We start from the raw sequence: 19,449 nt of genomic DNA on the forward strand, positions 1-19,449 counted from the left end.
AAGTTACTACGGTTGCCGCTATCAGGCGGTCAACCTAGTAGACTTACTAAGTGACTCATCGAATAATAACGATTCAATTCGTTCCTGTAACAACTATACTATCAACTTAGATACAAAACATATCTCAAGTTACTAAAGTCAAAAATTACAAGTTTTTACATAATTTATCTTATGTGATTTTACTCTTTATTATAGGTTTTACGGATGGCATCTTTGATGCTTTCAACGGTTGGAATCATTGCATTTTCTAGGTTTTGTGCGTAAGGCATTGGTACATCTTCTCCTGCGCAACGGCGGATTGGTGCATCTAGATAGTCAAATGCTTCTGATTCTGAAATAATAGCTGAAATCTCTCCGATATAGCCACTTGTTTTGTGGGCATCGTTGACAAGCACCACCTTACCAGTCTTCTTCACTGAGTTAATGATGATATCTTTATCAAGAGGAACAAGGGTACGTGGGTCCACAATTTCAACTGAAATTCCCTCTTCTGCCAATTCTTCAGCAGCTTGAACCACACGACGAAGCATTTTACCATAAGTAACAACTGTTACATCCGTTCCTTCGCGTTTGATTTCGCCAACTCCAAGTGGGATTGAGTAGTCTGGATCAACTGGCACTTCTCCTTTTTGGTTAAATTCTGACTTGTACTCAAGAATGATAACAGGGTTGTTATCACGGATAGAAGACTTGAGTAATCCTTTCATGTCCGCAGGTGTACCTGGAGCTACAACCTTAAGACCAGGGATGTGGGTGAACCAAGACTCTAGAGATTGCGAGTGCTGGGCTGCGGAACCAACTCCGTTACCAGCTGCACAGCGAATGGTCATCGGAACTTGCCCTTTACCACCAAACATATAACGTGTTTTAGCGGCTTGGTTGACGATATTGTCCATAGCAATGACTGAGAAATCCATAAAGGTCATATCAACGATTGGACGAAGTCCTGTCATGGCTGCTCCTGCTGCTGCTCCCGAGATGGCAGCTTCAGAAATTGGACAGTCACGGACACGTTCTGGACCAAATTCTTCAAGCATTCCAACAGAAGTTCCGAAGTCTCCTCCGAAGACACCGACATCTTCTCCCATCAAGAATACATTTTCATCGCGACGCATTTCCTCAGACATAGCAAGGATAATGGTGTCACGGAACGACATTGTTTTTGTTTCCATTTTTATCTCTTTCTCCTTAGTCTGCATAGATATCTTCAAATGCTGATTCTAGTGGCGGGAACGGACTTTCTTCCGCAAATTTAACAGATGCTTCTACCGCTTCCTTGACTTGCGCTTGGATTTCTTCCAATTCTTGAGCACTTGCAATAGTATTTTCAATGAGGTAATTGCGGAGGTTTTCAATTGGGTCTTTTTGTTTCCACAATTCCACTTCTTCTCGCGTACGATATTTACCAGGGTCAGATGATGAGTGACCAAGCCAGCGATAAGTGATACTTTCAATCAAGACCGGACCATTGCCACCACGAACATGGTCTACAGCTTTCTTAAATCCTTCATAAACATCAATGACATTGTTTCCATCTTCGATAAACATTCCAGGAATTCCATAAGCTGCGCTACGGTGATGGATGTGTTCCACATTAGTCATTTTCTTGATATCCGCAGAGATACCGTAACCGTTGTTAATGCAATAGAAAATGACTGGAAGTTTCCAGATAGAAGCCATGTTCACTGCTTCGTGGAAGACACCTTCGTTGGTCGCCCCATCTCCAAAGAAACAAACAACGATTTTTCCAGTATTCTGCATTTGCTGACTGAGAGCTGCACCGACAGCGATTCCCATACCACCACCTACGATACCATTAGCACCGAGGTTACCAGCATCGAGGTCTGCAATGTGCATGGAACCACCTTTTCCTTTACAAGTTCCAGTGTATTTCCCAAGGATTTCAGCCATCATGCCGTTGAGGTCAATTCCTTTGGCGATAGCTTGTCCATGACCACGGTGGTTTGAGGTGATCAGATCATCTTGATTGAGAGCCAACATAGCACCCACGTTAGCTGCCTCTTCTCCAACAGAAAAGTGCGTCATTCCTGGCACTTTCCCTTTCTTTACTAATTGTGCAATTTTTAAGTCCATACGACGGATTTCTTCCATCTTACGGAACATCTCTAGCAAGAGATTTCTATCTAAAGTTGACATAATCTCGCCTTTCTAGGTTTAAAGTTTTATGTCTTCATTCTATCGCATTATGAAAGCACTGTCAAAATATATGCTTACATTCTTTCACAAAATACAAAAAGAAAATCCCAGTTTATCGGGATTTTCTATAAATTAAAACATTTTTTCACAAAGTTTATTTGACATTGGAAACTTCAAAACTTTTCATAATTGTTTGCAAGCGCCATTGATAGAGGATAGCACTAACGACTAAACTCGCTATCAAACCAATCCAGTAAGAATAGGCTCCCCACGTTGTCACATGGTCTAAGAATAAACCTAGTGGAATGGACACAGCCCAGTAAGCAATTACACCAAGATAAAAGGGAACTACCGTATCCTTGTAACCTCTCAAAATTCCTTGTAAAGGAGCTGCAACGGTGTCTGCTAACTGGAAAAATAGACTATAAGTTAGGAAGGTTGATGTTAGTTCAATGAAGTCTGGATTATTTCCATATAAACTGGCTACGGCATCTCTCAAGATATAGAGGAAGCTTAAGGTAAAACCTGCAAATATCAACGCTAGCCAACGACCAATTTTGATATAGGTCTTGGCATCATCAAAACGCTTAGCCCCAACCTCATAAGAAACAACTATGGCCATGGCAGAGGAAATGCTCACCGGAAAGGCATACATGAGAGTTGAGAAGTTCATGGCTGACTGGTGGCTGGCAATAATCATAGACGAGAATTTAGCCATAATCAAACCAACGACTGAAAAAATAATCACCTCAGCAAAAACTGTACCACCGATTGGTAAGCCCAAACGAATCCCTTCTTTGATCTTTACTAGATTAAGCGGAAGTGGTTTTTCCAGATGAAACTCTTTTAACTTGTCCTGTTTTAAAAGGATGATGACAGAGATACCAAGGAGGCACCAGTAAGCTAGGGAAGTACCCAAGCCTGCTCCTGCTCCCCCTAACTCTGGAAAACCAAAGGCACCGTAAATTAACAAATAGTTAAATCCACAATTTAAAGGAAGCAATAAGAGCATGAGGTACATAGATAGCCTGGTCAAGCCCAGAGAATCAAGTAGCGATCGGATAACACTGAAAAGCAACAAGGGAATAATTCCGATGGACAAATACCAAAGATAAGAAACCGAAACTGCTGCCACTTGTTCTTCTAGTCCAATATGGTTTAAAACTGGGGGCGCTAAGAATATTACCATCCCGAGCAAGATCAAAGACAGTCCAAAAGCTAGATAGATGAATTGGTAAAAGTCAGATGCCACTTCTTTCTTTTTACCTCGTCCTAGATGATGGCCTATGATGGGAACCATGGCCGAAACAATCCCTGTTAAAAAAGTAAAGAAAGGATTCCATAGACTCGTTGCAGTTGATACTCCTGCCAAGTCCATGGTATTGTACTGCCCAGTCATAGTTGTATCAACAAAAGAGGCAGAATAATTGGCAAATTGATAAATTAGGATAGGAAAAAATATCTTAAGAAATAAGACAAACTTATCTTTAAATTGATGGGTTGGATACATATACGCTCTCTATTCTTATATTTTATAGAGCAGAATCCCATCTAGTTTTTGTAGACGATTTGTCCCTTGCAGATGGTATATTTAACCTGCCCTTTTAAAGTTTCACCGATAAATGGAGAATTAGCTGATTTTGAAGCAAAGTTTGGACCAACAGTACGATCAGCCTTGGCATCAAAGATAGTGATGTCCGCTGGACCATTCTCAGCCAAATAACCTGCTTCAAAGTTGTAAAGCTTGGCTGGATTAACAGTCATTTTTTCTAGCAATTCCATCAAGCTCAACTCACCAGCTTCCACCAAATAAGTTAAACCAAGAGAAAGAGAGGTTTCCAAACCGGTCATACCAGATGGTGCTTTGGTGATATCTTCTACATTTTTCTCATCTGCATGGTGAGGAGCGTGGTCCGTTGCGATAACTGTGATAACACCTGACTTGAGACCTTCGATAACCGCACGACGGTCTGACTCCAAACGAAGTGGAGGATTCATTTTGGCATTGCTTCCTTGAGTTAAAAGGAGAGCTTCCGTCTTAGAGAAATGCTGTGGCGCTACTTCTGCTGTGACTTGCGCTCCCAAACCTTGAGCGAATTCCACTACCTTGACACTTTCTTCCTTAGACAAATGCTGGATGTGAACATGGGCCTTTGTTGCATAGGCAATCATAACATCACGCGCAATCATAGCGTACTCAGCCACCCCAGTCGCTCCACAGATATGAAAATGTTCCTTAGCGATGTTTTCGTTAAAACCAAGAATCCCATTCAAACCTGGATCTTCCTCATGAAGGCTGATAAAGGTATTGAGTTTTTTGGCTTCTTCCATGGCTTCTTTGACAACTTTACTACTTTCAAGTGGAATCCCGTCATCAGAAAAACCAACAGCTCCAGCTTCTAAAAGCGACTTAAAGTCTGTCAAGTCTTGGCCATTAAAGTTCTTGGTAATAGTCGCAACTGTCTTGACATTGATTTTTTCCTTGGCAGCTGACTGAAGAACTTCTTGCAAAGTTTCTACGTCCGAAATGGTTGGACTAGTATTAGCCATCATGACAACCGTTGTAAAACCACCTGCAGCAGCAGCTAGTGCCCCAGTATGGATGTCCTCCTTGTGGGTCTGACCAGGTTCACGGAAATGAACATGAATATCAACTAGTCCAGGCGCAACTACAAGACCAGTAGCATCAATTAGCTCTGCTCCTTCTTCCTTGATTTCAGGGGCAATTTTGACAATTTTCCCATCTTGGACCAAAACATCACACACTTGATCCAAACCAGACTTGGGATCCATTACACGACCATTTTTGATTAGTAGCATCTACTTTCTCCTTTATTCATAGAAATCAACTTGGGTATCCAATAATTTATCCCCATCATAAACAAACTTGGCTGAGAAGAAGGGTTTGTCCTCTAAAAGCCACTCAACAAAAGTGTGGTCACCTTCCCAAGTTGGCTTGCTCAAAACTTCATCATAGGGAACCCATTCTAAGGTTCCCTCATTGCAGTCAATCAAGTCGCCCTCAAACTCCGTCACCTTAAAAACATAGGTGTACCAGTCTAAATCTGGTGTGAATTCTGGAAAAGTGATAACACCTTTAAGTACTGGCTTGGCTTTGAGGCCTGTTTCTTCTAGGATTTCACGCGCAGCGCATTCTTGAGGTGTCTCTCCTCTCTCTAGCTTACCACCCACACCAATCCATTTGCCTTCGTGGACATCATTGGGCTTCTTATTGCGATGGAGCATGAGCAGTTCTTTTCCGTTATCAATGTAGCAAATCGTCGCTAACTGAGGCATATTCTCTCCTTATCTAAGCCAATCGATTGGCTCTTGTCCTGTCTCTTTTAAGAATGCATTGGCCTTGGAAAAAGGCTTAGAACCCCAAAATCCTCTATAAACTGATAAAGGACTAGGATGGGCTGATTCGATGATTAAGTGGTGAGGATTGGTAACCAAGGCCTTCTTCTTGCGTGCATAAGCACCCCAGAGTACAAAGACTACAGGTCTGTCTAGATTATTGACAACCCGAATCACGGCATCAGTAAAAGGCTCCCATATCTGCCCAGCATGACCATTTGCCTGACCAGCAGGGACCGTCAAGCAAGCATTGAGAAGTAAGACTCCTTGCTCAGCCCAAGCCGTCAAATCATGTGATTTCTTAACCCCGATATCATCTGACAATTCTTTCAAGATATTTTGCAAGGACGGCGGAGTTGGGATTGAGTCAGGTACAGAAAAACTCAAGCCCTGTGCCTGACCTGGCCCGTGATAGGGGTCTTGCCCTAGAATCACCACCTTAACTTCTTCAAGTGGTGTAGTCAAGAGAGCCTGAAAAACTTTTTCCTTAGGTGGATAGACAGTTCCCTGGGCATAGACCTGCCCCATAAATTGATTGATTTTACCGAAATAACCTTCAGGTAATTGCTCCTTAATCAAAGCATGCCAAGATGAGTGTTGCATCGCCAACTCCTTCATTTTTACTGCCTCTATTATAGCAAAAAGTGGCTATCTAAACCACTTTTTTAGTTTCTACAAATATTTCGAGAATTTTTGAAAAGAATCTCCATTTGAAAGTGACTACTTACCATCTTGTGAAGCATTAGAAAGGATAAATTCTTGGTCAATCTCATCGATAGTCATCTCAGTTCGGATATTTAGATTTTCATTAAATCTTTTATTCAATTCTCTTGTGACACTCGTCTTAAACTCATCACTCGATTTTTGTCTATAATAATCAAATCCTACAGAAGCTGCGCTACAGCAACTCCCCCAATCAGAAAGATAGCCAATAATTTCAAAAAAACTATCATTATATCTTTCAAATCTTTTCGTCGCAGAACTTTTTAAATACCCTGAAATACAATTTACAAAGGTATAGTAATACTCCGAGTCTCGAAATGAATTGTATTCTTGGCTATGAAAACTTGGATCGATAATCCGTGCTTCTCGCACATCTTTCATGGTGGGTTTTCTAGGAATTTTAATATCAGTCAGTAGATAAGCATAATAGGTTTCCTTGTCAAAAAAGGCTCCATCTGCGGCTATCAACGAACCATATACATCGTCTTCATATTGAAACACCATCACAGCACCATTCCTATATTTACTTTCGACAGGAACAGGCGGAGCAATTCTTTTTTTAGGCTTTTCTTTTTTGACACTAATTTTTTCTAAAAAATTTTCCAGATTTGCACTCCTCTGTTTTAAAAATTTACTATCTGCACCTAATTCTTGGGCAAGAGCCAAATCTTCCTTTTTATCAATAATCTCTTTGATTTCAAGTAAGAATCCATCATCTAATTGTCCAACTTCCCACATACAATGCGCCAGAGCGAACAAGACATTATATCTATCGTCATCGTCTAAATCCATTGTCAAGTCATTTTTGATAGTAGCTGGCTCTTTTCCTCTATTGTATCTCTCGAAAAATTCATCCTTAATATCCAAGGAAGTATCATTACCAAAAATGGTTGCGCTCCATGTTCCCATAACATCTTTACTCCTCTGCTTTTAATTTTTCCTACTTTTTAAAATTGATCCAAACATTCCAGCAGACTCTGGTAAAAATCTACAATGTGAGTTGGTTGCACTGGGCTCGTGTTTTCTAAGTGATCAGGGTTAAACCAGATTGTATCAATTCCTGCATTCACTCCGCCCTGAATATCAGCCGTTAAGGAATCTCCAATCATCAGCGTCTTTTCTTTATCAAATCCAGCAATCTGCTGACCGATTTTTTCATAGAATAGTGCATCAGGCTTTTGCGTTTGCAATTGCTCGGAGATAAAGACTTGGTTGAAATAGGGAGCCAGACCAGATTGAGCCAAACGCCCTGTCTGAATGGCAGTAATCCCATTTGTCGCAGCATACAAGTCATAATCACGCTCGATAAGGCTGTCCAAGAGTTCATGAGCACCTGAAAAAGTTTGTCCCTGTTGGGCTAAGTAAAATTGGTAACGCTGAGCAAGTAACGTACCGTCCTTCTCGAATCCAAAATGGGCAAATAAACGAGAAAAGCGAGTGTTAACCAGTTCTTGTTTACTGATTTTCTTTTGCTCCAAGTCTTTCCAGAGAGTCTTGTTCATAGGAACGTAATAGTCTTTATAGGCTTGAATATCCGCAACCCCTTCTTCTTTTAGAAGTTGCGTCAGAGCCACATCCTCAGCAGCATCAAAATCAAGAAGAGTGTGATCTAGGTCGAAGAGTAGAAATTTGTAGGGCATTGAGTTTCCTTTCTGAAAATTCATTAAGAATATTATAGCATAAATGAAACAGGTAGTTATCATAATCTGAATTGACTTAAAGGACTTATTCACCTTATTTTTATACTTTCTCCACTTTTACATCATTTTCAGATAGAATATCCACTAAATATTCTGTCGACATTATGAAATAGTGATGAAGCTTTTTATTAGCTATATTTGCAGAAGCGACCAAATCACCAAACTCTGTATTCTCGACCTCATAGATATAGTTGGTCAGATAAAGTGGTCTGTTCTCTGCCAATCCTTGTTCCCAGTATTTATCTCTTAATTCTAAACTTTCCTGGACTGTTCGGAAAGCCCAGATCTTTGTAAAGGTAAATTTAAATTTTTCTGAATCTTCCAAGTAGCCAATTAGAGTGTCCCCATCTATATTTATCTCAATACCATAGTCGCCAAAAGGGATGAAGCCCGGTTTAATTTTCGTCCATTTTTCCATATCATTTCTCCAAGTTCTATTTTCCGATAATTGTACTAAAGTCATGTACATGTTTGATTAGCAAATTTTCTAGTATTGGCTGATATCTAATTTCAAATTTGCAGAAACAAGAATCTCCACTACACTATCTTGAGTTATGATTATATAATGCCGTGAATGCAAAGTTCCTAGATCATAATATGATGTGTATTCCAGTTTTCTCACTAATTGACTATTCTTGATTTCGTAAATGACATTTTGAAAATTATTTTTTTCAAATTTTTTAAACATCTCTTTATCCAGAATTGCAGATAAATACAATTCCCTGCTAAAGAATCGTGCTTCATCATAGCAAAAACATGATAATTTAAAACGATTCTGTTCTCCAATCAGCCTAATTTCTTGACCATCTGACAAATTTGTCAACAAGACTTTTAACTTATACTTATCTACGGGAATCAAACCTCTAAAGACTTCTACCCATTCTTCATTTTTAGTTTCCATATCTAATTTCCTATTCAACTCCACTATTCCTTTTTATAAAATTAAACATCTACTTTCCATCTATTTCATTTGATACTTCAATAAGCAAATCTTGAACTTCTTCTAAATCAAGATATAAGTTTCTGACACCTACAAGTAATTGAGAAAATGCTTGTCTATCTAATTGACGACTTTCGCTTAATGACTCAACAATCCAAGAATTTCCCTTCTCTATCCATTTTAAATGAAGAGGTAAATAATCATTTAAAATATCATCTATATTCTCTAAATTAGTAGACGATATCTTGTTAAAGATTTGGCTGTCATTTATTAAAGATAGACTTTTACTAATTCTTTTCAATAAAATATCTCTGCTCACCTTCGTAAATAAGTGTAAGTTCTGTTCCGATAGGCATGTCGTAAATCAATAATACAGCAGGTTCAATTTCAACAATTGTACTCCAGTCGCATACTGACATATTTTCAGGATTTGATAAGTATTCTTCGGTATCTATTTCAGAAAGAAAGCGCCAGCCATTGTCTAGCTCATCCACGGCATTCTCGCGAAATACCCATTTCAATTTTGCTTTATTTTCTAAAATATGATTAGAAACTACTGAGCCACCTAAATGCATTTTTACTTCCTTTCCAAAAACATTCGTTTTAAATACAGGCTCCAGTATACAAGTCCATATCTTACTATGGATTCATCTTGCAATTAAATTTTTCCGAGCCTACTCGGATTACTCCACCTGCTAGAACTCCGACACCAACACGATTAATAAACTTCGAGTTCATCCCATGCTTCACCCAATGTTTTACCATTGATTAATGCTGCAGATAAAAATTCCATTTGATTATAGAATACTCTATATTCTTTCTCAGAAACAGTGAAATATATCTCCCCCAAATCTTTTCGTTGGCTAATATAAAATTTTTTATCTTGATGATATATGACAAACTCTTCCCTATAAGATAATAATTCCTTAAAAAACTCATATGTCATTTCCTTACCTCCCAATAACTTTTCCCCGTCCGAATCATAAAATCTTCTAGTAAGTAAATCTCCTGTTTTTTTATCAATAATATCTAAGCTAGAATCCGGTCGGCCTTCAAATAGATCTGGATTATCGGGGAGCGGACATCGTATCAATCCTTTCAATAATAGGTGGTATTGGAATTAGCAACTCTCATTTTTATCCAATCTAGTTTAAGATTTCTAGCATCATCAAAAATATAAAAGATAGTTTCCTTCATTTACTGGTCTCCTGTATGCCCTGTTTTTCTATATATTCTTGTTCCTCATTATCTTCAGCAACTCTATAAAATGCAAAACCAGTCCACTTATGTTTCATAACCATTTGACGAAATTTCTCTGATACATATATCACAGTAAAGTTTTTCGAAGCGCGAAAAACATCTACTCCTTGACACTTTAAGGAGTCTATTCTTTCTCCTTTGGGTTCGAAAAAATAAACATCGTATTTCTCATTATAACGGTATTTACTATTTTTCATATCAAATGCATCAATTACACAGAGAACATGTAAAACAAAATAATTTGTATTGATGCTTCCAGTAGCTACATCAATTAATTTTACAGAATAAAATTCTAAATTGGGGTATTCTTTTTTTAGTATTTTTACTACATTCTTTCTAAATATAGGCCATGAATCAATATTACCTAAGTAATCACTTTCCTCTGTCATCTCCAATGAATTATAATAGAATTCTACATTTGGCCACGACTCTACTTTCTTTTCAGAATGTATTATTGTATGAAATCTACCTTTAGGATAATTTTCATATTCGATGTCATTGATATTATTACTATCCCCATAAATATAGCATTTCTTTTTTTCAATAACCTTGTCTACAAGATCCATATCATATTTTAATTGATAAAACATTAGTCTAAACCTTTCCAATAATTCGAGTAAAGCATTTTTTCATCTTGCAAATCTAACCCCATCTCAATAATCATCTTCGTTATCTCTAACAGTTATTAAGAGACTAAAATCACCTTTTTAATTTTAGAATCCATCCGAACAATCTTGTTCAATAAAAATTACTTGTCCAGAAAGGAACTTCTTTATATTTTTTTGAGTCAGACACAAGTCTCTTATGTCCGAATTCAACCTCAAAATAATCATACAAATCCATCCCATAATAGATAATATCTAAATCTACAACAGATAAAACGGGCATTTCCTTGTTTTCAAATATCGGGAGAAAACGATGCCCATATAAAGGAATTAGAGGTGGAGCTGATTCTAGCATTTTTCTTATTTTCTTATTTTTATCTTCTACTTTAGCAGGCTCTAGTCCCCAGGAAATATCCCAAACTATTTCATCAATACTTTCCAAAATTCCATTATAAGGACTCGCTAATCTTTCTTTTATAGCTGCTATGTTTTCAACTGAAAAATCTCTCCAGTTATAAAAACGTTCTGAAACAGGTAGTATATTTTGATAAAATTCCAACCACTGCTGGGGAAATTTTACATTATATATTTTCTCAATTTTTCGTACTTCATCATCGCTTAAGCCTTGCTCTATATGAACATTATTCTCAAGCAGTAGCTTTTTAATCTTAGCTATTTTCATTTTTAAATTATCTAGCTTCATATCTATTTTCTATACTCTCATTTGAAAATTTTAGATGGATGTTAATCTTGTCCTTTCTACACCCTCAATATTCCTCATAAATAACTTCGATGTCTTTATCTGAAATATTAATATCAGACTGTAGTATAAAATTCTTAATATTATTTATTTCCTTATTCGTCAGAGACTCAGCTTGAAACTCAATAATGAAATCAATCATAGATTTTAAATGGAGAACAGGAATTGATTGAGCATTCTGTTATAAGATAAACTTTTTGAATAATTCTGGAATTCCACCTTCCTGTGTAAATAAAGTCTTTACAGCAAAATCATTATCGCAAAAAACAACTTCTTGAAAGTCATTATCAATTCTCCACTCAATATCCGTATAAGGAATATTATCATTTTCTACATTAACGATTTCAAACCAACCTATGGCCATTCCATAAAAAATAATCTCTTCCAATATCTGAGTTGAATATCCTTTGTTTCTAATAAAAAATGAAAATAAAGTCGAAATGATAGCATCTTCTTCTGTTATTGATAGCAGTAGTTCTCTTAAATCCTCAACAGTCATTCTTATCTACCTCAAGTTAATAGAATTAAGGCTCCCAAAAGGTGCTGTCATCTATTTCTAACCTTACTAAAAAATCTTCCGTATCCGTTTCTATAGCATCAAATTCAACAGGAGATGTAGAGGAAACTAATATTAAGTTATTTATATCCTCTATTTCCTTTGAAAATTTTAAAAGCTCGTTCCAACTCATTTGATAGCCATATTTTGAATTTAAGACTAGATCTTCAAATTCTGACATAGTCAGATTATTCGGTGCTTTTCCAATGGCATCAAATTCAAAAATATACCATTTAGCATTATTAGATGGGATATTGGAAAGAATCTCAAAAAAAGAAATCTTTTTATTATATTTTGACATATTCCCACTTATTTTCATGGTATTTTCAACTCACTTTCTTCTAGTCTTTTGTGATAACATCAATTTCCAATTCATTCATCAAGAATATCTTGCATATATTTTATCAAAATTGCTTGGATATATGGCTTTACTCATCTCTATTTTTAGCAGGTATTTGATGCTTGCTGAGATGGTGCCTCATTTTATTAGCTCCAAAAGAAGTCCTGTTCTCTGACTAAAACTTTGGAGATTTGAATTGCTTGACACACAATCTTAATTAACATACTTGATAAAGTAATTGTAGCTTTTATCATATTATTTTTCTCTTTGATGAGACTAATGTCATGTACAGTGTGAGACATGAGATTTTCAAAAGGAACATCTTTCATATTGAAATTCCTTGTGCCACTCTTGCTTTCCCAACATGTCCAACCAGCATCCGTCTCATAGTCAACCTTAAAACAACGGTAGAAAACTATCTCCCAGCAATACTGATCCGATTTGCCATTTTCAATCTCGATATAGAGTTTACATTCGTCCCCGAAAAATGAAGCTCTAAAGTCTAATGCGTAGGAATCCCAGTACTTCGTACTGTCAATCTGTTCCTGTAGTTTTAAAATATTCATTTCATCTCTCCCTTGTTTTATGAAAAGGCATAGGTTCTAGTAGCGGATTCATTATTTTTGTTTCTCATCCGATACATTTTTTATTTCATACAACACTACTATATCTATGAGCAGTTCAGCTACTCTATTCAGAAAAACTTAGTGGCACAATCTCTACATCCCCAAGATTGTCAACTGAGTAGCGTTGACTACCATTTTTAAACCAGCGTTCTAGAACGACATCATAGAGCATGAAGTGGGATTTTTCTTTAATCCAAGCTTCATCAATCCCATAAGGCTTTAAATACTCTAGTACTTCGTTGGGATTAGTTAGGTAAAAATTAGGTATCGAATCCCCTGTTTTAGACTGACGTGATAATTCTTTATATGCCTCCAAATCTAGTTTTCCCTCATCCTTATGTAGTATATTGTAACTAGCTAAGTCATACGCTACCGACCATTTAGAATCTGAGATTTCGACTGATTGGTTGAGTTTCTTATCATTGTAGTCATATTTTATATAAAGATATCTCCCATCAGATAATAGTTGCTGGTATTCAATAATAAAAGTTTCTTCAAAACCTACAATCACTTTTAAACTTTCATTTTCAGACAAACCTGCATCAAGTCCTATGGGAATTATCCAGTCTGGCTCTCTAAACGACTGACCTCCATCAACAGCTTTACTAAAATCAGCAAGTCCAGGTAAAACACCACTATAGGTTTCTGCATAGTTCATCTCTAGAAAGACATTACTTAAAGATTCATACACTCCTCTATAATAATGCTTTTGATAGACACGATATAGACCAAACAAAGTTAGAAAAACTAATACAGTTATGAGTACAATTTTTAAAATTTTTTTCATCTACCTTTTTCCTTACTTAAATCTTGGATAAACTGATAAGCAACATTATTCTTCTATTTTAACATTTCCATTGCTTGGGTGTCGTCCTGATAATTGATTCCTGTCTCTTTATAAATTTGCTTTTTAACATACTCCATTTCACCCATATTCTTTAAAAATTCAGATTCCCTTGAAGAGCTATTTGTAGAAAGTTGATCATAGTATTGATTAGTAGCTGCAACATAGGATATTCTCTGATTTTTCATGATAGATGTAATATTAACCGCATCAAGGTCAGCCTTATAATCAGGTATATTCATACTTGGAGGATTACCGATTGTCACATCTCCTAGCCAACCAGATAGATCATTAGTATGGTGGTGACTATTCCCCAAATATCCTTTTGTGAGACCTACAAAATTCGCAAGGCGCTTTTTATTATCGTATAAATTAGTTGCAGTAGTAATACTTTGATGAGCGAAATCTGTAACAGTCTCACCCTCAGTATTGGCTCTCTCATACTGTTCATTTATCCTAACTTGAATTATCTTATATTCCTCTCCAAACAATCCAAAGCGATTCATTTGTTCTTCTATGGTGTGATAACTTTTAGCTCCGTATACCGAACCCAGTCCAGCAGTCCCATTCCATTTTACACTATCTTTAAGGTATTGTGGCACTCCAGTAATACTACCGTTCCATTTTGCATTCTCATCGTTATAAATAATCCCACCTACTAAACGATTATAGATATAGTCGGTATTTCCACCTTCTGTTTTTTCAATGTTTTTATATAATTTCCACAATAAATCTGAAGTTTCTTCATCAAAACAATAGTTCTCATTTATAATCTCCAAAATTTGAATTAAACTATTTCATATGATGTCTCTTTTAAAATAATTTCTTTAATATTTATCTCTAAAAGCTTATTAAATTTTCTAATTCTACTAAAAATATGGATGCAATTTAATTTCCCTATCAGAGTTTTTCGAAAATATTCTAGGTAAATTGTTTCTGAAATACTTAAAACTTTCCAATTGAGTATTTACATAGAATTTGCAACGATGCAAACCCTTATCATTATCAGCAATTTCCATGTCCACTTCAATTTTTAATTCTTCTTTTAAGTTGATAGGAGTTAGTAAGAAACTAAAATACCCACTTCCTCCCTCTCTCTCATCTCCGAAAATAATCTTCTTTGTTTGATGAGAATTTTTTATATATTCATCCATAGCAATATATACCTTGTTCATCTCTTCTTCAAAAATGTAGCATATCTGATAAATTGTTAGATATTTTGTCTTACAATCCAGTCTTATTTCACAAAATTTTTCTGTTTTATCGAACCACTCTGTTCGTAGAACTATATTATCCAATCCCTTTCCTCCGTTCATTCTCCCCTACCCCAACTCCTTGGCTATTCTGCTTTTTTCAAGTTTTCCCTTTGCAATTCGTTTCCATAAAACAAGAGGGTTCAAACTATAGGATAAACGTAGGAGATAATAATTTATCCATTCGATTAGTGCAAAAAGCTGTATTAGTGTGGCTATAATAGCCACTTGGAAACTCTGTGTATTCCAGACAATAAAAGGAAAGCCGGCAATAACTAAAACAAGGTCTAGTATTCTTAAAACACCAAATAGTTTGGGAACACTGCTACTTCCGAACTGAGGATTTGACAGTCTTCTAATCAAAATTGCCCAATAGATTGAACCTTGAAGCAAAATAAATGTCAGTAAAGACAAAGGATAGAGAATGGTGACTAGACTCTTCCAATCACCAAGCCGATTTTTCAAAAGAAAAAAACACAACCAAAAGGATAGGATGGCTGCAAGTTCTCCCAAACAGAGGGACCCCAACTCTTTTCTAACTTTCTCTTTTTGTATGTTCATCATCTCACCCATCTATCTATCATCCTATATCAGAAAAAAGCTATTCGAATCATTTTTTAGTCAACATTTCTCAGAATCAAGTCATTCTAACTATCGAACAGTCTAATTTCTTTAATATAAATGCAATTCTAAGTTTAGAATTGCATTTATATATATGTTTTGGATCTATTCTAAGTCTATGACAGCTTTAAATTTTAATTTTTGAAGGATTCTAAAGCTAGAAGAGCTCAAAAATCACGAGAACTAAGCTATTCGAAACTTAGAAGAACCTTTTGTGAATTTCAATAGCACTTCAACTAGCTATTCTTACAATTTTTCTGATGAGCTTTGAGTTTTTTCAGAGCCCAGTCATAGTGACTGGAGGTGCTACTGACAAAGTAGGAACCTAGGCTTGTCCCTCCCGTCCACTTATAAACACCTTTGGTAAAGAGTTGGTCATTGCTGAAGCCTTCCAACAACTCTAAAACCTCTTTATGCGATTGCTCTAGTAGCCTAGTCGCTTCTTCTAAAGAAGTGTTCTGGTGCTTCTTCCAAATAGCGACATTCATTTCCCCATAAGTTTTCCAATTATAAGGCTCAGGGAGAAAAGGTCTCTCATGACCCTTTTGATTAGAATGTACCCAGGTCAAAAGTAACTGATGCCATTCATAGAGATGGATCAGGACATCTCTTAGATTTTTATCTCTTTTCCAGTGAGCTTCTTTTTTCTTTTGGTCTTTTGAAAAATCAAAAGGAGTCTGTAGTTCCTCTTCACTTAATTTAGAGATAAAGTGATTGAGTTTTTCATAGTTTTCCTTAGAGGCTAGCACTAATTCCTCTTTCGTTCTTGGTCTAGGCATAGGCGTTCTCCCTTCATTTTCTAGTAGGTTGAGGTATTTTCTTACTTCATTATACCATAATCAAAAAGCAGTTCTTCATTTTACGAACAACTGCTTTTACGAACTATTTTTTTGTGCTTATAGTCACTACTTTACATATAAATCTCTAAAGCGACCATCCACCTCTGCTATCTGATAGAGCAAGTGGGACAGTTCTTGATAATCTTCTTTTAAACATGAAAGGTGGGCTTGACCAAATAAAGAAGCCAATTCCTCTTTTAATCTTGCCCCTTCTGGATCATGATCTTTTAAGAACTCACTGAGGTAGAGATTTCGAACAGCTGCAAGTTTGAAGCTAAAATACTGATGTAGTTGTTTTTGCTCGGTATTTAAGCCATTTTCAGCAACTGCTTTTGCATAACATTCCAAAACACCACTTTGACCATTCAGATATCGGTTTTTCATAATCCTTGCTGTTTCCTGATAGATTTCAGTCTGACTAGGACTCTTGACCTTCTTAAAATTTCCCCACATGGAATAAGCTCCACGCTTATAGTCAATAGTCTCCGCCTTCCAAGCTTCTAAAATGTCGTTAAAAGCAACCTTCATACAGGCAAAACCAGCTGGATCATGCAAGTAGAGATACTGACCATCAAGAGCATACACGGTTACGAAGTGATCCACACCATAAAGGATTGTGTGATGGGGATTGTAAGTCAAATGCCCCATATCAAGAGGTCCCAGTACGACAGGTCCATTGGACAGAAAGGTTTCCAACTTTCTTTTAATCTCTTCCAAATCTACTTCTGCTTCATCTTTTAGATAGAAGTCTTCATAGTCAAACCCAAGTATTTTTAAGGAATGAGAGATAGAAAGATCTGGCATTCCGTTATCAAAGAATACTAGAGGGTGCCGGTCATCTTCCTTTACGATACTAGCGCCATTTCCCATTACCATGATTGCCTCTAAAAAGTCTGCTTTTAAGTCATAGCCATCCAGTGCCATTGCCAATGAATAGCTATAGCAAAGTGATACATCTCCAAAATACATCTGCATATTCATGCCTCCTTATCTTCTATGGGACTATTATACCGAGAAAACTATTCGCATGCCCCATAAAATCCAAACAAAAAATATGGGTATTTGTGATTTACGGGCATGAATGTCAATAATTAAAAACTCTGTAAAAGGTATCTTCTACAGAGTTAGGTTTGCATCTTTATAAAAAGTCAGAAAATGTTCTAGTTCTTAATCACTGGTATCCAGAGTTCCATTTGATAGTCTGGTGACGACATATCACCTTTGGAATAAACTTCAAAGTCTGGTGCACCTGAATGACGATAGCCAGTTTCTGGGAAAAAGACCTCCAAGACATATTTCCAAGCATTGTGAATGCTAGCTGGTATAGGGCCTTTGACTGGGGCGATAGCATATTCAGCCGCTGGTATATATTTGATTGACAGATCTAGTTCTTCTGCTTTAGCTTTATCTGTCACATCATAAGCAGCCATGTAGTTGATGATTTCGCCTTCTTTGACATCCGAACAAACACCATAGGATTGGCCACTACCCAGACTTTCTAGATTTTCAAAGCTGTATTTCTCATAGAGTTGTTCCCAAGCAGATGGGCACTGACTATTGTCGATAGCTTCCAATAGGACACCTGCCACGGTAAATGCAGGTTTCTTTTGAATCTTGATATCCATGTTCTTTCCTCCTGTGATTTTTAAGGATAATTGAAGTCTAGGAAAGACCCTATAAGCTTTTCCATTTCGAACTTCTGATGGAGTTGAACCATGGAATTTCTTAAATGCTGTGCTGAAGGCGTCAGCAGACTCATAGCCGTATTTCATTGCTATGTCAATGATTTTGTCAGAGCTTTCCCGCAAGTCTATCACAGCTTCTGATAACCTGCGATTGCGCAAGTATTCTGCTAATGTCATATCTGCCAGGATAGAAAATAGCCTGCTAAAGAGAGGGTAAGAATAGCCCGATAACTGCTGAAATCTTTTCATATCCACTTCTCCAGTCAGCTGCTGCTCCAAATAATCCATGGTTTGATTGAATTGATGCATCATATTCTTTTTTTCTTACCTCCATAAGATACAAAGGACGATAAAACTAAAGTGAAAATAGGAAAATTAACGGAGGGGCTCCTGCTCCGAGAAAATTTCATCTTTTTACACAGCTTTAGGCCGTGTTCAATTCTATCTATATTCTAACAAATACAAGATACTTCCACCCTAGAATCTTTGTACAAGATTTAAAGGTGTAAATTCTATAACTTATCTTTTAATTTCTCAACAAAGAGATAAGCTGCAGGGCAGGTCAAAGTATTTTTAATTGTCAGATGATTAATTTGATAAATCTTCTTGCGATCTGTATGAGGGAACTCGCGGCAAGCCTTTGGTCGAACGTCGTAGATTGAGCAGAGATTGTCTCCTCCTAGAAAGGGGCAAGGCATGGATTTGAAAACCTTGTCCCCATCTTCATCCACCTGAAGGAATTCCGCTTCAAAAGCCGGTAATTTCATCTTAAAGTACTTGGCGATACGGGTAATATCCGCTTCTTTGAAGTCGGGCCCCAAAGTCTTGCAACAGTTAGCACAGGCGGTGCAATCAATCTCAGCAAAGACTTCTTGGTGAATCTGCTGGGCTATCTTATCTAGATTCTTTGGTGGTTTTTTCTTTAGATTAGCTAACACTTTGCGGTGCTCTTTCTGCTTTTGCAGAGCTAGTTGGTGGTAATACTCAATATCAATCTCTTTAGACATAATTTCTTCCTAATACAAGTGTTTTTGTCTATTATACCATAAACACTGCCCTCTTTTTGCCCCCTGAACAAAGAAAAAGCCCTTCGGAAAAAATCCGAGGGGCTAAAAACGTTGTTAAATCAACTATTATTTTTTAAGGTTATATACCTATAATAAAGTACCCCAAAAATGCACAA

General features: G+C 36.8%; 26 protein-coding genes. All 26 read right to left on the minus strand.

Annotated features, from left to right (window positions below):
• Window positions 1–179: 179 nt before the first annotated feature.
• Window positions 180–1,172 carry an alpha-ketoacid dehydrogenase subunit beta gene (locus tag MK403_RS07455; RefSeq protein WP_268709442.1) on the minus strand — a complete coding sequence of 331 codons (993 nt, stop codon included), beginning with the start codon at window positions 1,170–1,172 and terminating at the stop codon, window positions 180–182.
• A gap of 16 nt (window positions 1,173–1,188) precedes the next feature.
• Complete coding sequence (locus MK403_RS07460) at window positions 1,189–2,157, minus strand: thiamine pyrophosphate-dependent dehydrogenase E1 component subunit alpha (protein WP_268709443.1); 969 nt, start codon at window positions 2,155–2,157, stop codon at window positions 1,189–1,191.
• A gap of 154 nt (window positions 2,158–2,311) precedes the next feature.
• On the minus strand, window positions 2,312–3,667 hold the full coding sequence (locus tag MK403_RS07465; protein WP_268709444.1) for an MATE family efflux transporter: 1,356 nt from the start codon (window positions 3,665–3,667) through the stop codon (window positions 2,312–2,314).
• A gap of 41 nt (window positions 3,668–3,708) precedes the next feature.
• On the minus strand, window positions 3,709–4,977 hold the full coding sequence (locus MK403_RS07470) for a dihydroorotase (protein WP_268709445.1): 1,269 nt from the start codon (window positions 4,975–4,977) through the stop codon (window positions 3,709–3,711).
• A gap of 12 nt (window positions 4,978–4,989) precedes the next feature.
• On the minus strand, window positions 4,990–5,454 hold the full coding sequence (locus tag MK403_RS07475; RefSeq protein WP_001135768.1) for an NUDIX hydrolase: 465 nt from the start codon (window positions 5,452–5,454) through the stop codon (window positions 4,990–4,992).
• 9 nt (window positions 5,455–5,463) lie between these two features.
• Window positions 5,464–6,117: a uracil-DNA glycosylase gene (locus MK403_RS07480; RefSeq protein WP_268709446.1), complete on the minus strand. Its 654-nt coding sequence runs from the start codon at window positions 6,115–6,117 to the stop codon at window positions 5,464–5,466.
• A gap of 117 nt (window positions 6,118–6,234) precedes the next feature.
• Entirely contained in the window at window positions 6,235–7,146 is a 912-nt protein-coding gene (locus MK403_RS07485; protein WP_268709447.1) for a hypothetical protein, read from the minus strand.
• Window positions 7,147–7,184: 38 nt separating this feature from the next.
• Entirely contained in the window at window positions 7,185–7,877 is a 693-nt protein-coding gene (gene pynA, locus MK403_RS07490) for a pyrimidine 5'-nucleotidase PynA (RefSeq protein ID WP_268709448.1), read from the minus strand.
• Between the two features lie 100 nt (window positions 7,878–7,977).
• Window positions 7,978–8,355, minus strand: a complete 378-nt coding sequence (locus MK403_RS07495) for a hypothetical protein (RefSeq protein WP_268709449.1) — start codon at window positions 8,353–8,355, stop codon at window positions 7,978–7,980.
• A 69-nt stretch (window positions 8,356–8,424) separates the two neighbouring features.
• A complete protein-coding gene (locus MK403_RS07500; protein WP_268709450.1) occupies window positions 8,425–8,838 on the minus strand; it encodes a hypothetical protein in 414 nt (137 codons plus the stop codon).
• 49 nt (window positions 8,839–8,887) lie between these two features.
• On the minus strand, window positions 8,888–9,178 hold the full coding sequence (locus MK403_RS07505) for a hypothetical protein (protein WP_268709451.1): 291 nt from the start codon (window positions 9,176–9,178) through the stop codon (window positions 8,888–8,890).
• Window positions 9,165–9,452: an immunity protein Imm33 domain-containing protein gene (locus tag MK403_RS07510; protein WP_268709452.1), complete on the minus strand. Its 288-nt coding sequence runs from the start codon at window positions 9,450–9,452 to the stop codon at window positions 9,165–9,167. The genes MK403_RS07505 and MK403_RS07510 overlap by 14 nt, the downstream gene beginning before the upstream one ends.
• Window positions 9,453–9,595: 143 nt before the next feature.
• Window positions 9,596–9,823 (minus strand): hypothetical protein, encoded by a 228-nt coding sequence (locus MK403_RS07515; RefSeq protein WP_268709453.1) that lies wholly within the window; start codon window positions 9,821–9,823, stop codon window positions 9,596–9,598.
• Window positions 9,824–10,070: 247 nt separating this feature from the next.
• Window positions 10,071–10,727 (minus strand): imm11 family protein, encoded by a 657-nt coding sequence (locus MK403_RS07520; protein ID WP_268709454.1) that lies wholly within the window; start codon window positions 10,725–10,727, stop codon window positions 10,071–10,073.
• A gap of 148 nt (window positions 10,728–10,875) precedes the next feature.
• A complete protein-coding gene (locus MK403_RS07525; protein ID WP_268709455.1) occupies window positions 10,876–11,445 on the minus strand; it encodes a hypothetical protein in 570 nt (189 codons plus the stop codon).
• A 238-nt stretch (window positions 11,446–11,683) separates the two neighbouring features.
• Entirely contained in the window at window positions 11,684–12,001 is a 318-nt protein-coding gene (locus MK403_RS07530; protein ID WP_268709456.1) for a hypothetical protein, read from the minus strand.
• 25 nt (window positions 12,002–12,026) lie between these two features.
• Window positions 12,027–12,359 carry a hypothetical protein gene (locus MK403_RS07535; protein WP_268709457.1) on the minus strand — a complete coding sequence of 111 codons (333 nt, stop codon included), beginning with the start codon at window positions 12,357–12,359 and terminating at the stop codon, window positions 12,027–12,029.
• Window positions 12,360–12,544: 185 nt separating this feature from the next.
• Entirely contained in the window at window positions 12,545–12,964 is a 420-nt protein-coding gene (locus MK403_RS07540; protein WP_268709458.1) for a hypothetical protein, read from the minus strand.
• A 124-nt stretch (window positions 12,965–13,088) separates the two neighbouring features.
• The gene (locus MK403_RS07545; protein WP_268709459.1) at window positions 13,089–13,811 is read right to left on the minus strand and encodes a TipC family immunity protein; all 723 of its coding nucleotides are present in this window, start codon (window positions 13,809–13,811) and stop codon (window positions 13,089–13,091) included.
• Window positions 13,812–13,864: 53 nt separating this feature from the next.
• The gene (locus MK403_RS07550; protein ID WP_268709460.1) at window positions 13,865–14,647 is read right to left on the minus strand and encodes a hypothetical protein; all 783 of its coding nucleotides are present in this window, start codon (window positions 14,645–14,647) and stop codon (window positions 13,865–13,867) included.
• A gap of 90 nt (window positions 14,648–14,737) precedes the next feature.
• Window positions 14,738–15,184, minus strand: a complete 447-nt coding sequence (locus tag MK403_RS07555; RefSeq protein ID WP_268709461.1) for a hypothetical protein — start codon at window positions 15,182–15,184, stop codon at window positions 14,738–14,740.
• 6 nt (window positions 15,185–15,190) lie between these two features.
• Complete coding sequence (locus MK403_RS07560) at window positions 15,191–15,694, minus strand: hypothetical protein (RefSeq protein WP_268709462.1); 504 nt, start codon at window positions 15,692–15,694, stop codon at window positions 15,191–15,193.
• Between the two features lie 284 nt (window positions 15,695–15,978).
• Window positions 15,979–16,521, minus strand: coding sequence for a ClbS/DfsB family four-helix bundle protein (locus tag MK403_RS07565; protein ID WP_268709463.1), 543 nt, complete (start codon window positions 16,519–16,521; stop codon window positions 15,979–15,981).
• A gap of 126 nt (window positions 16,522–16,647) precedes the next feature.
• Window positions 16,648–17,556, minus strand: coding sequence for a peptidase (locus tag MK403_RS07570; RefSeq protein ID WP_268709464.1), 909 nt, complete (start codon window positions 17,554–17,556; stop codon window positions 16,648–16,650).
• Window positions 17,557–17,741: 185 nt separating this feature from the next.
• Window positions 17,742–18,578 carry an AraC family transcriptional regulator gene (locus tag MK403_RS07575; protein WP_268709465.1) on the minus strand — a complete coding sequence of 279 codons (837 nt, stop codon included), beginning with the start codon at window positions 18,576–18,578 and terminating at the stop codon, window positions 17,742–17,744.
• 200 nt (window positions 18,579–18,778) lie between these two features.
• The gene (locus MK403_RS07580; protein ID WP_084932553.1) at window positions 18,779–19,273 is read right to left on the minus strand and encodes a YkgJ family cysteine cluster protein; all 495 of its coding nucleotides are present in this window, start codon (window positions 19,271–19,273) and stop codon (window positions 18,779–18,781) included.
• Window positions 19,274–19,449 lie beyond the last annotated feature (176 nt).

Origin of the sequence: Streptococcus oralis, from assembly GCF_026782285.1 — a bacterium.
GTDB classification, from domain to species: domain Bacteria; phylum Bacillota; class Bacilli; order Lactobacillales; family Streptococcaceae; genus Streptococcus; species Streptococcus oralis_CG.

Excerpts from the sequence above, each read along its gene's own strand:
- MK403_RS07455 (WP_268709442.1), bottom strand. The coding sequence starts at position 1,172 with ATGGAAACAAAAACAATGTCGTTCCGTGACACCATTATCCTTGCTATG.
- MK403_RS07460 (WP_268709443.1), bottom strand. The coding sequence starts at position 2,157 with ATGTCAACTTTAGATAGAAATCTCTTGCTAGAGATGTTCCGTAAGATG.
- MK403_RS07465 (WP_268709444.1), bottom strand. The coding sequence starts at position 3,667 with ATGTATCCAACCCATCAATTTAAAGATAAGTTTGTCTTATTTCTTAAG.
- MK403_RS07470 (WP_268709445.1), bottom strand. The coding sequence starts at position 4,977 with ATGCTACTAATCAAAAATGGTCGTGTAATGGATCCCAAGTCTGGTTTG.
- MK403_RS07475 (WP_001135768.1), bottom strand. The coding sequence starts at position 5,454 with ATGCCTCAGTTAGCGACGATTTGCTACATTGATAACGGAAAAGAACTG.
- MK403_RS07480 (WP_268709446.1), bottom strand. The coding sequence starts at position 6,117 with ATGCAACACTCATCTTGGCATGCTTTGATTAAGGAGCAATTACCTGAA.
- MK403_RS07485 (WP_268709447.1), bottom strand. The coding sequence starts at position 7,146 with ATGGGAACATGGAGCGCAACCATTTTTGGTAATGATACTTCCTTGGAT.
- pynA (WP_268709448.1), bottom strand. The coding sequence starts at position 7,877 with ATGCCCTACAAATTTCTACTCTTCGACCTAGATCACACTCTTCTTGAT.
- MK403_RS07495 (WP_268709449.1), bottom strand. The coding sequence starts at position 8,355 with ATGGAAAAATGGACGAAAATTAAACCGGGCTTCATCCCTTTTGGCGAC.
- MK403_RS07500 (WP_268709450.1), bottom strand. The coding sequence starts at position 8,838 with ATGGAAACTAAAAATGAAGAATGGGTAGAAGTCTTTAGAGGTTTGATT.
- MK403_RS07510 (WP_268709452.1), bottom strand. The coding sequence starts at position 9,452 with ATGCATTTAGGTGGCTCAGTAGTTTCTAATCATATTTTAGAAAATAAA.
- MK403_RS07515 (WP_268709453.1), bottom strand. The coding sequence starts at position 9,823 with ATGACATATGAGTTTTTTAAGGAATTATTATCTTATAGGGAAGAGTTT.
- MK403_RS07520 (WP_268709454.1), bottom strand. The coding sequence starts at position 10,727 with ATGTTTTATCAATTAAAATATGATATGGATCTTGTAGACAAGGTTATT.
- MK403_RS07525 (WP_268709455.1), bottom strand. The coding sequence starts at position 11,445 with ATGAAGCTAGATAATTTAAAAATGAAAATAGCTAAGATTAAAAAGCTA.
- MK403_RS07530 (WP_268709456.1), bottom strand. The coding sequence starts at position 12,001 with ATGACTGTTGAGGATTTAAGAGAACTACTGCTATCAATAACAGAAGAA.
- MK403_RS07535 (WP_268709457.1), bottom strand. The coding sequence starts at position 12,359 with ATGTCAAAATATAATAAAAAGATTTCTTTTTTTGAGATTCTTTCCAAT.
- MK403_RS07540 (WP_268709458.1), bottom strand. The coding sequence starts at position 12,964 with ATGAATATTTTAAAACTACAGGAACAGATTGACAGTACGAAGTACTGG.
- MK403_RS07545 (WP_268709459.1), bottom strand. The coding sequence starts at position 13,811 with ATGAAAAAAATTTTAAAAATTGTACTCATAACTGTATTAGTTTTTCTA.
- MK403_RS07555 (WP_268709461.1), bottom strand. The coding sequence starts at position 15,184 with ATGAACGGAGGAAAGGGATTGGATAATATAGTTCTACGAACAGAGTGG.
- MK403_RS07560 (WP_268709462.1), bottom strand. The coding sequence starts at position 15,694 with ATGGGTGAGATGATGAACATACAAAAAGAGAAAGTTAGAAAAGAGTTG.
- MK403_RS07565 (WP_268709463.1), bottom strand. The coding sequence starts at position 16,521 with ATGCCTAGACCAAGAACGAAAGAGGAATTAGTGCTAGCCTCTAAGGAA.
- MK403_RS07570 (WP_268709464.1), bottom strand. The coding sequence starts at position 17,556 with ATGCAGATGTATTTTGGAGATGTATCACTTTGCTATAGCTATTCATTG.
- MK403_RS07575 (WP_268709465.1), bottom strand. The coding sequence starts at position 18,578 with ATGATGCATCAATTCAATCAAACCATGGATTATTTGGAGCAGCAGCTG.
- MK403_RS07580 (WP_084932553.1), bottom strand. The coding sequence starts at position 19,273 with ATGTCTAAAGAGATTGATATTGAGTATTACCACCAACTAGCTCTGCAA.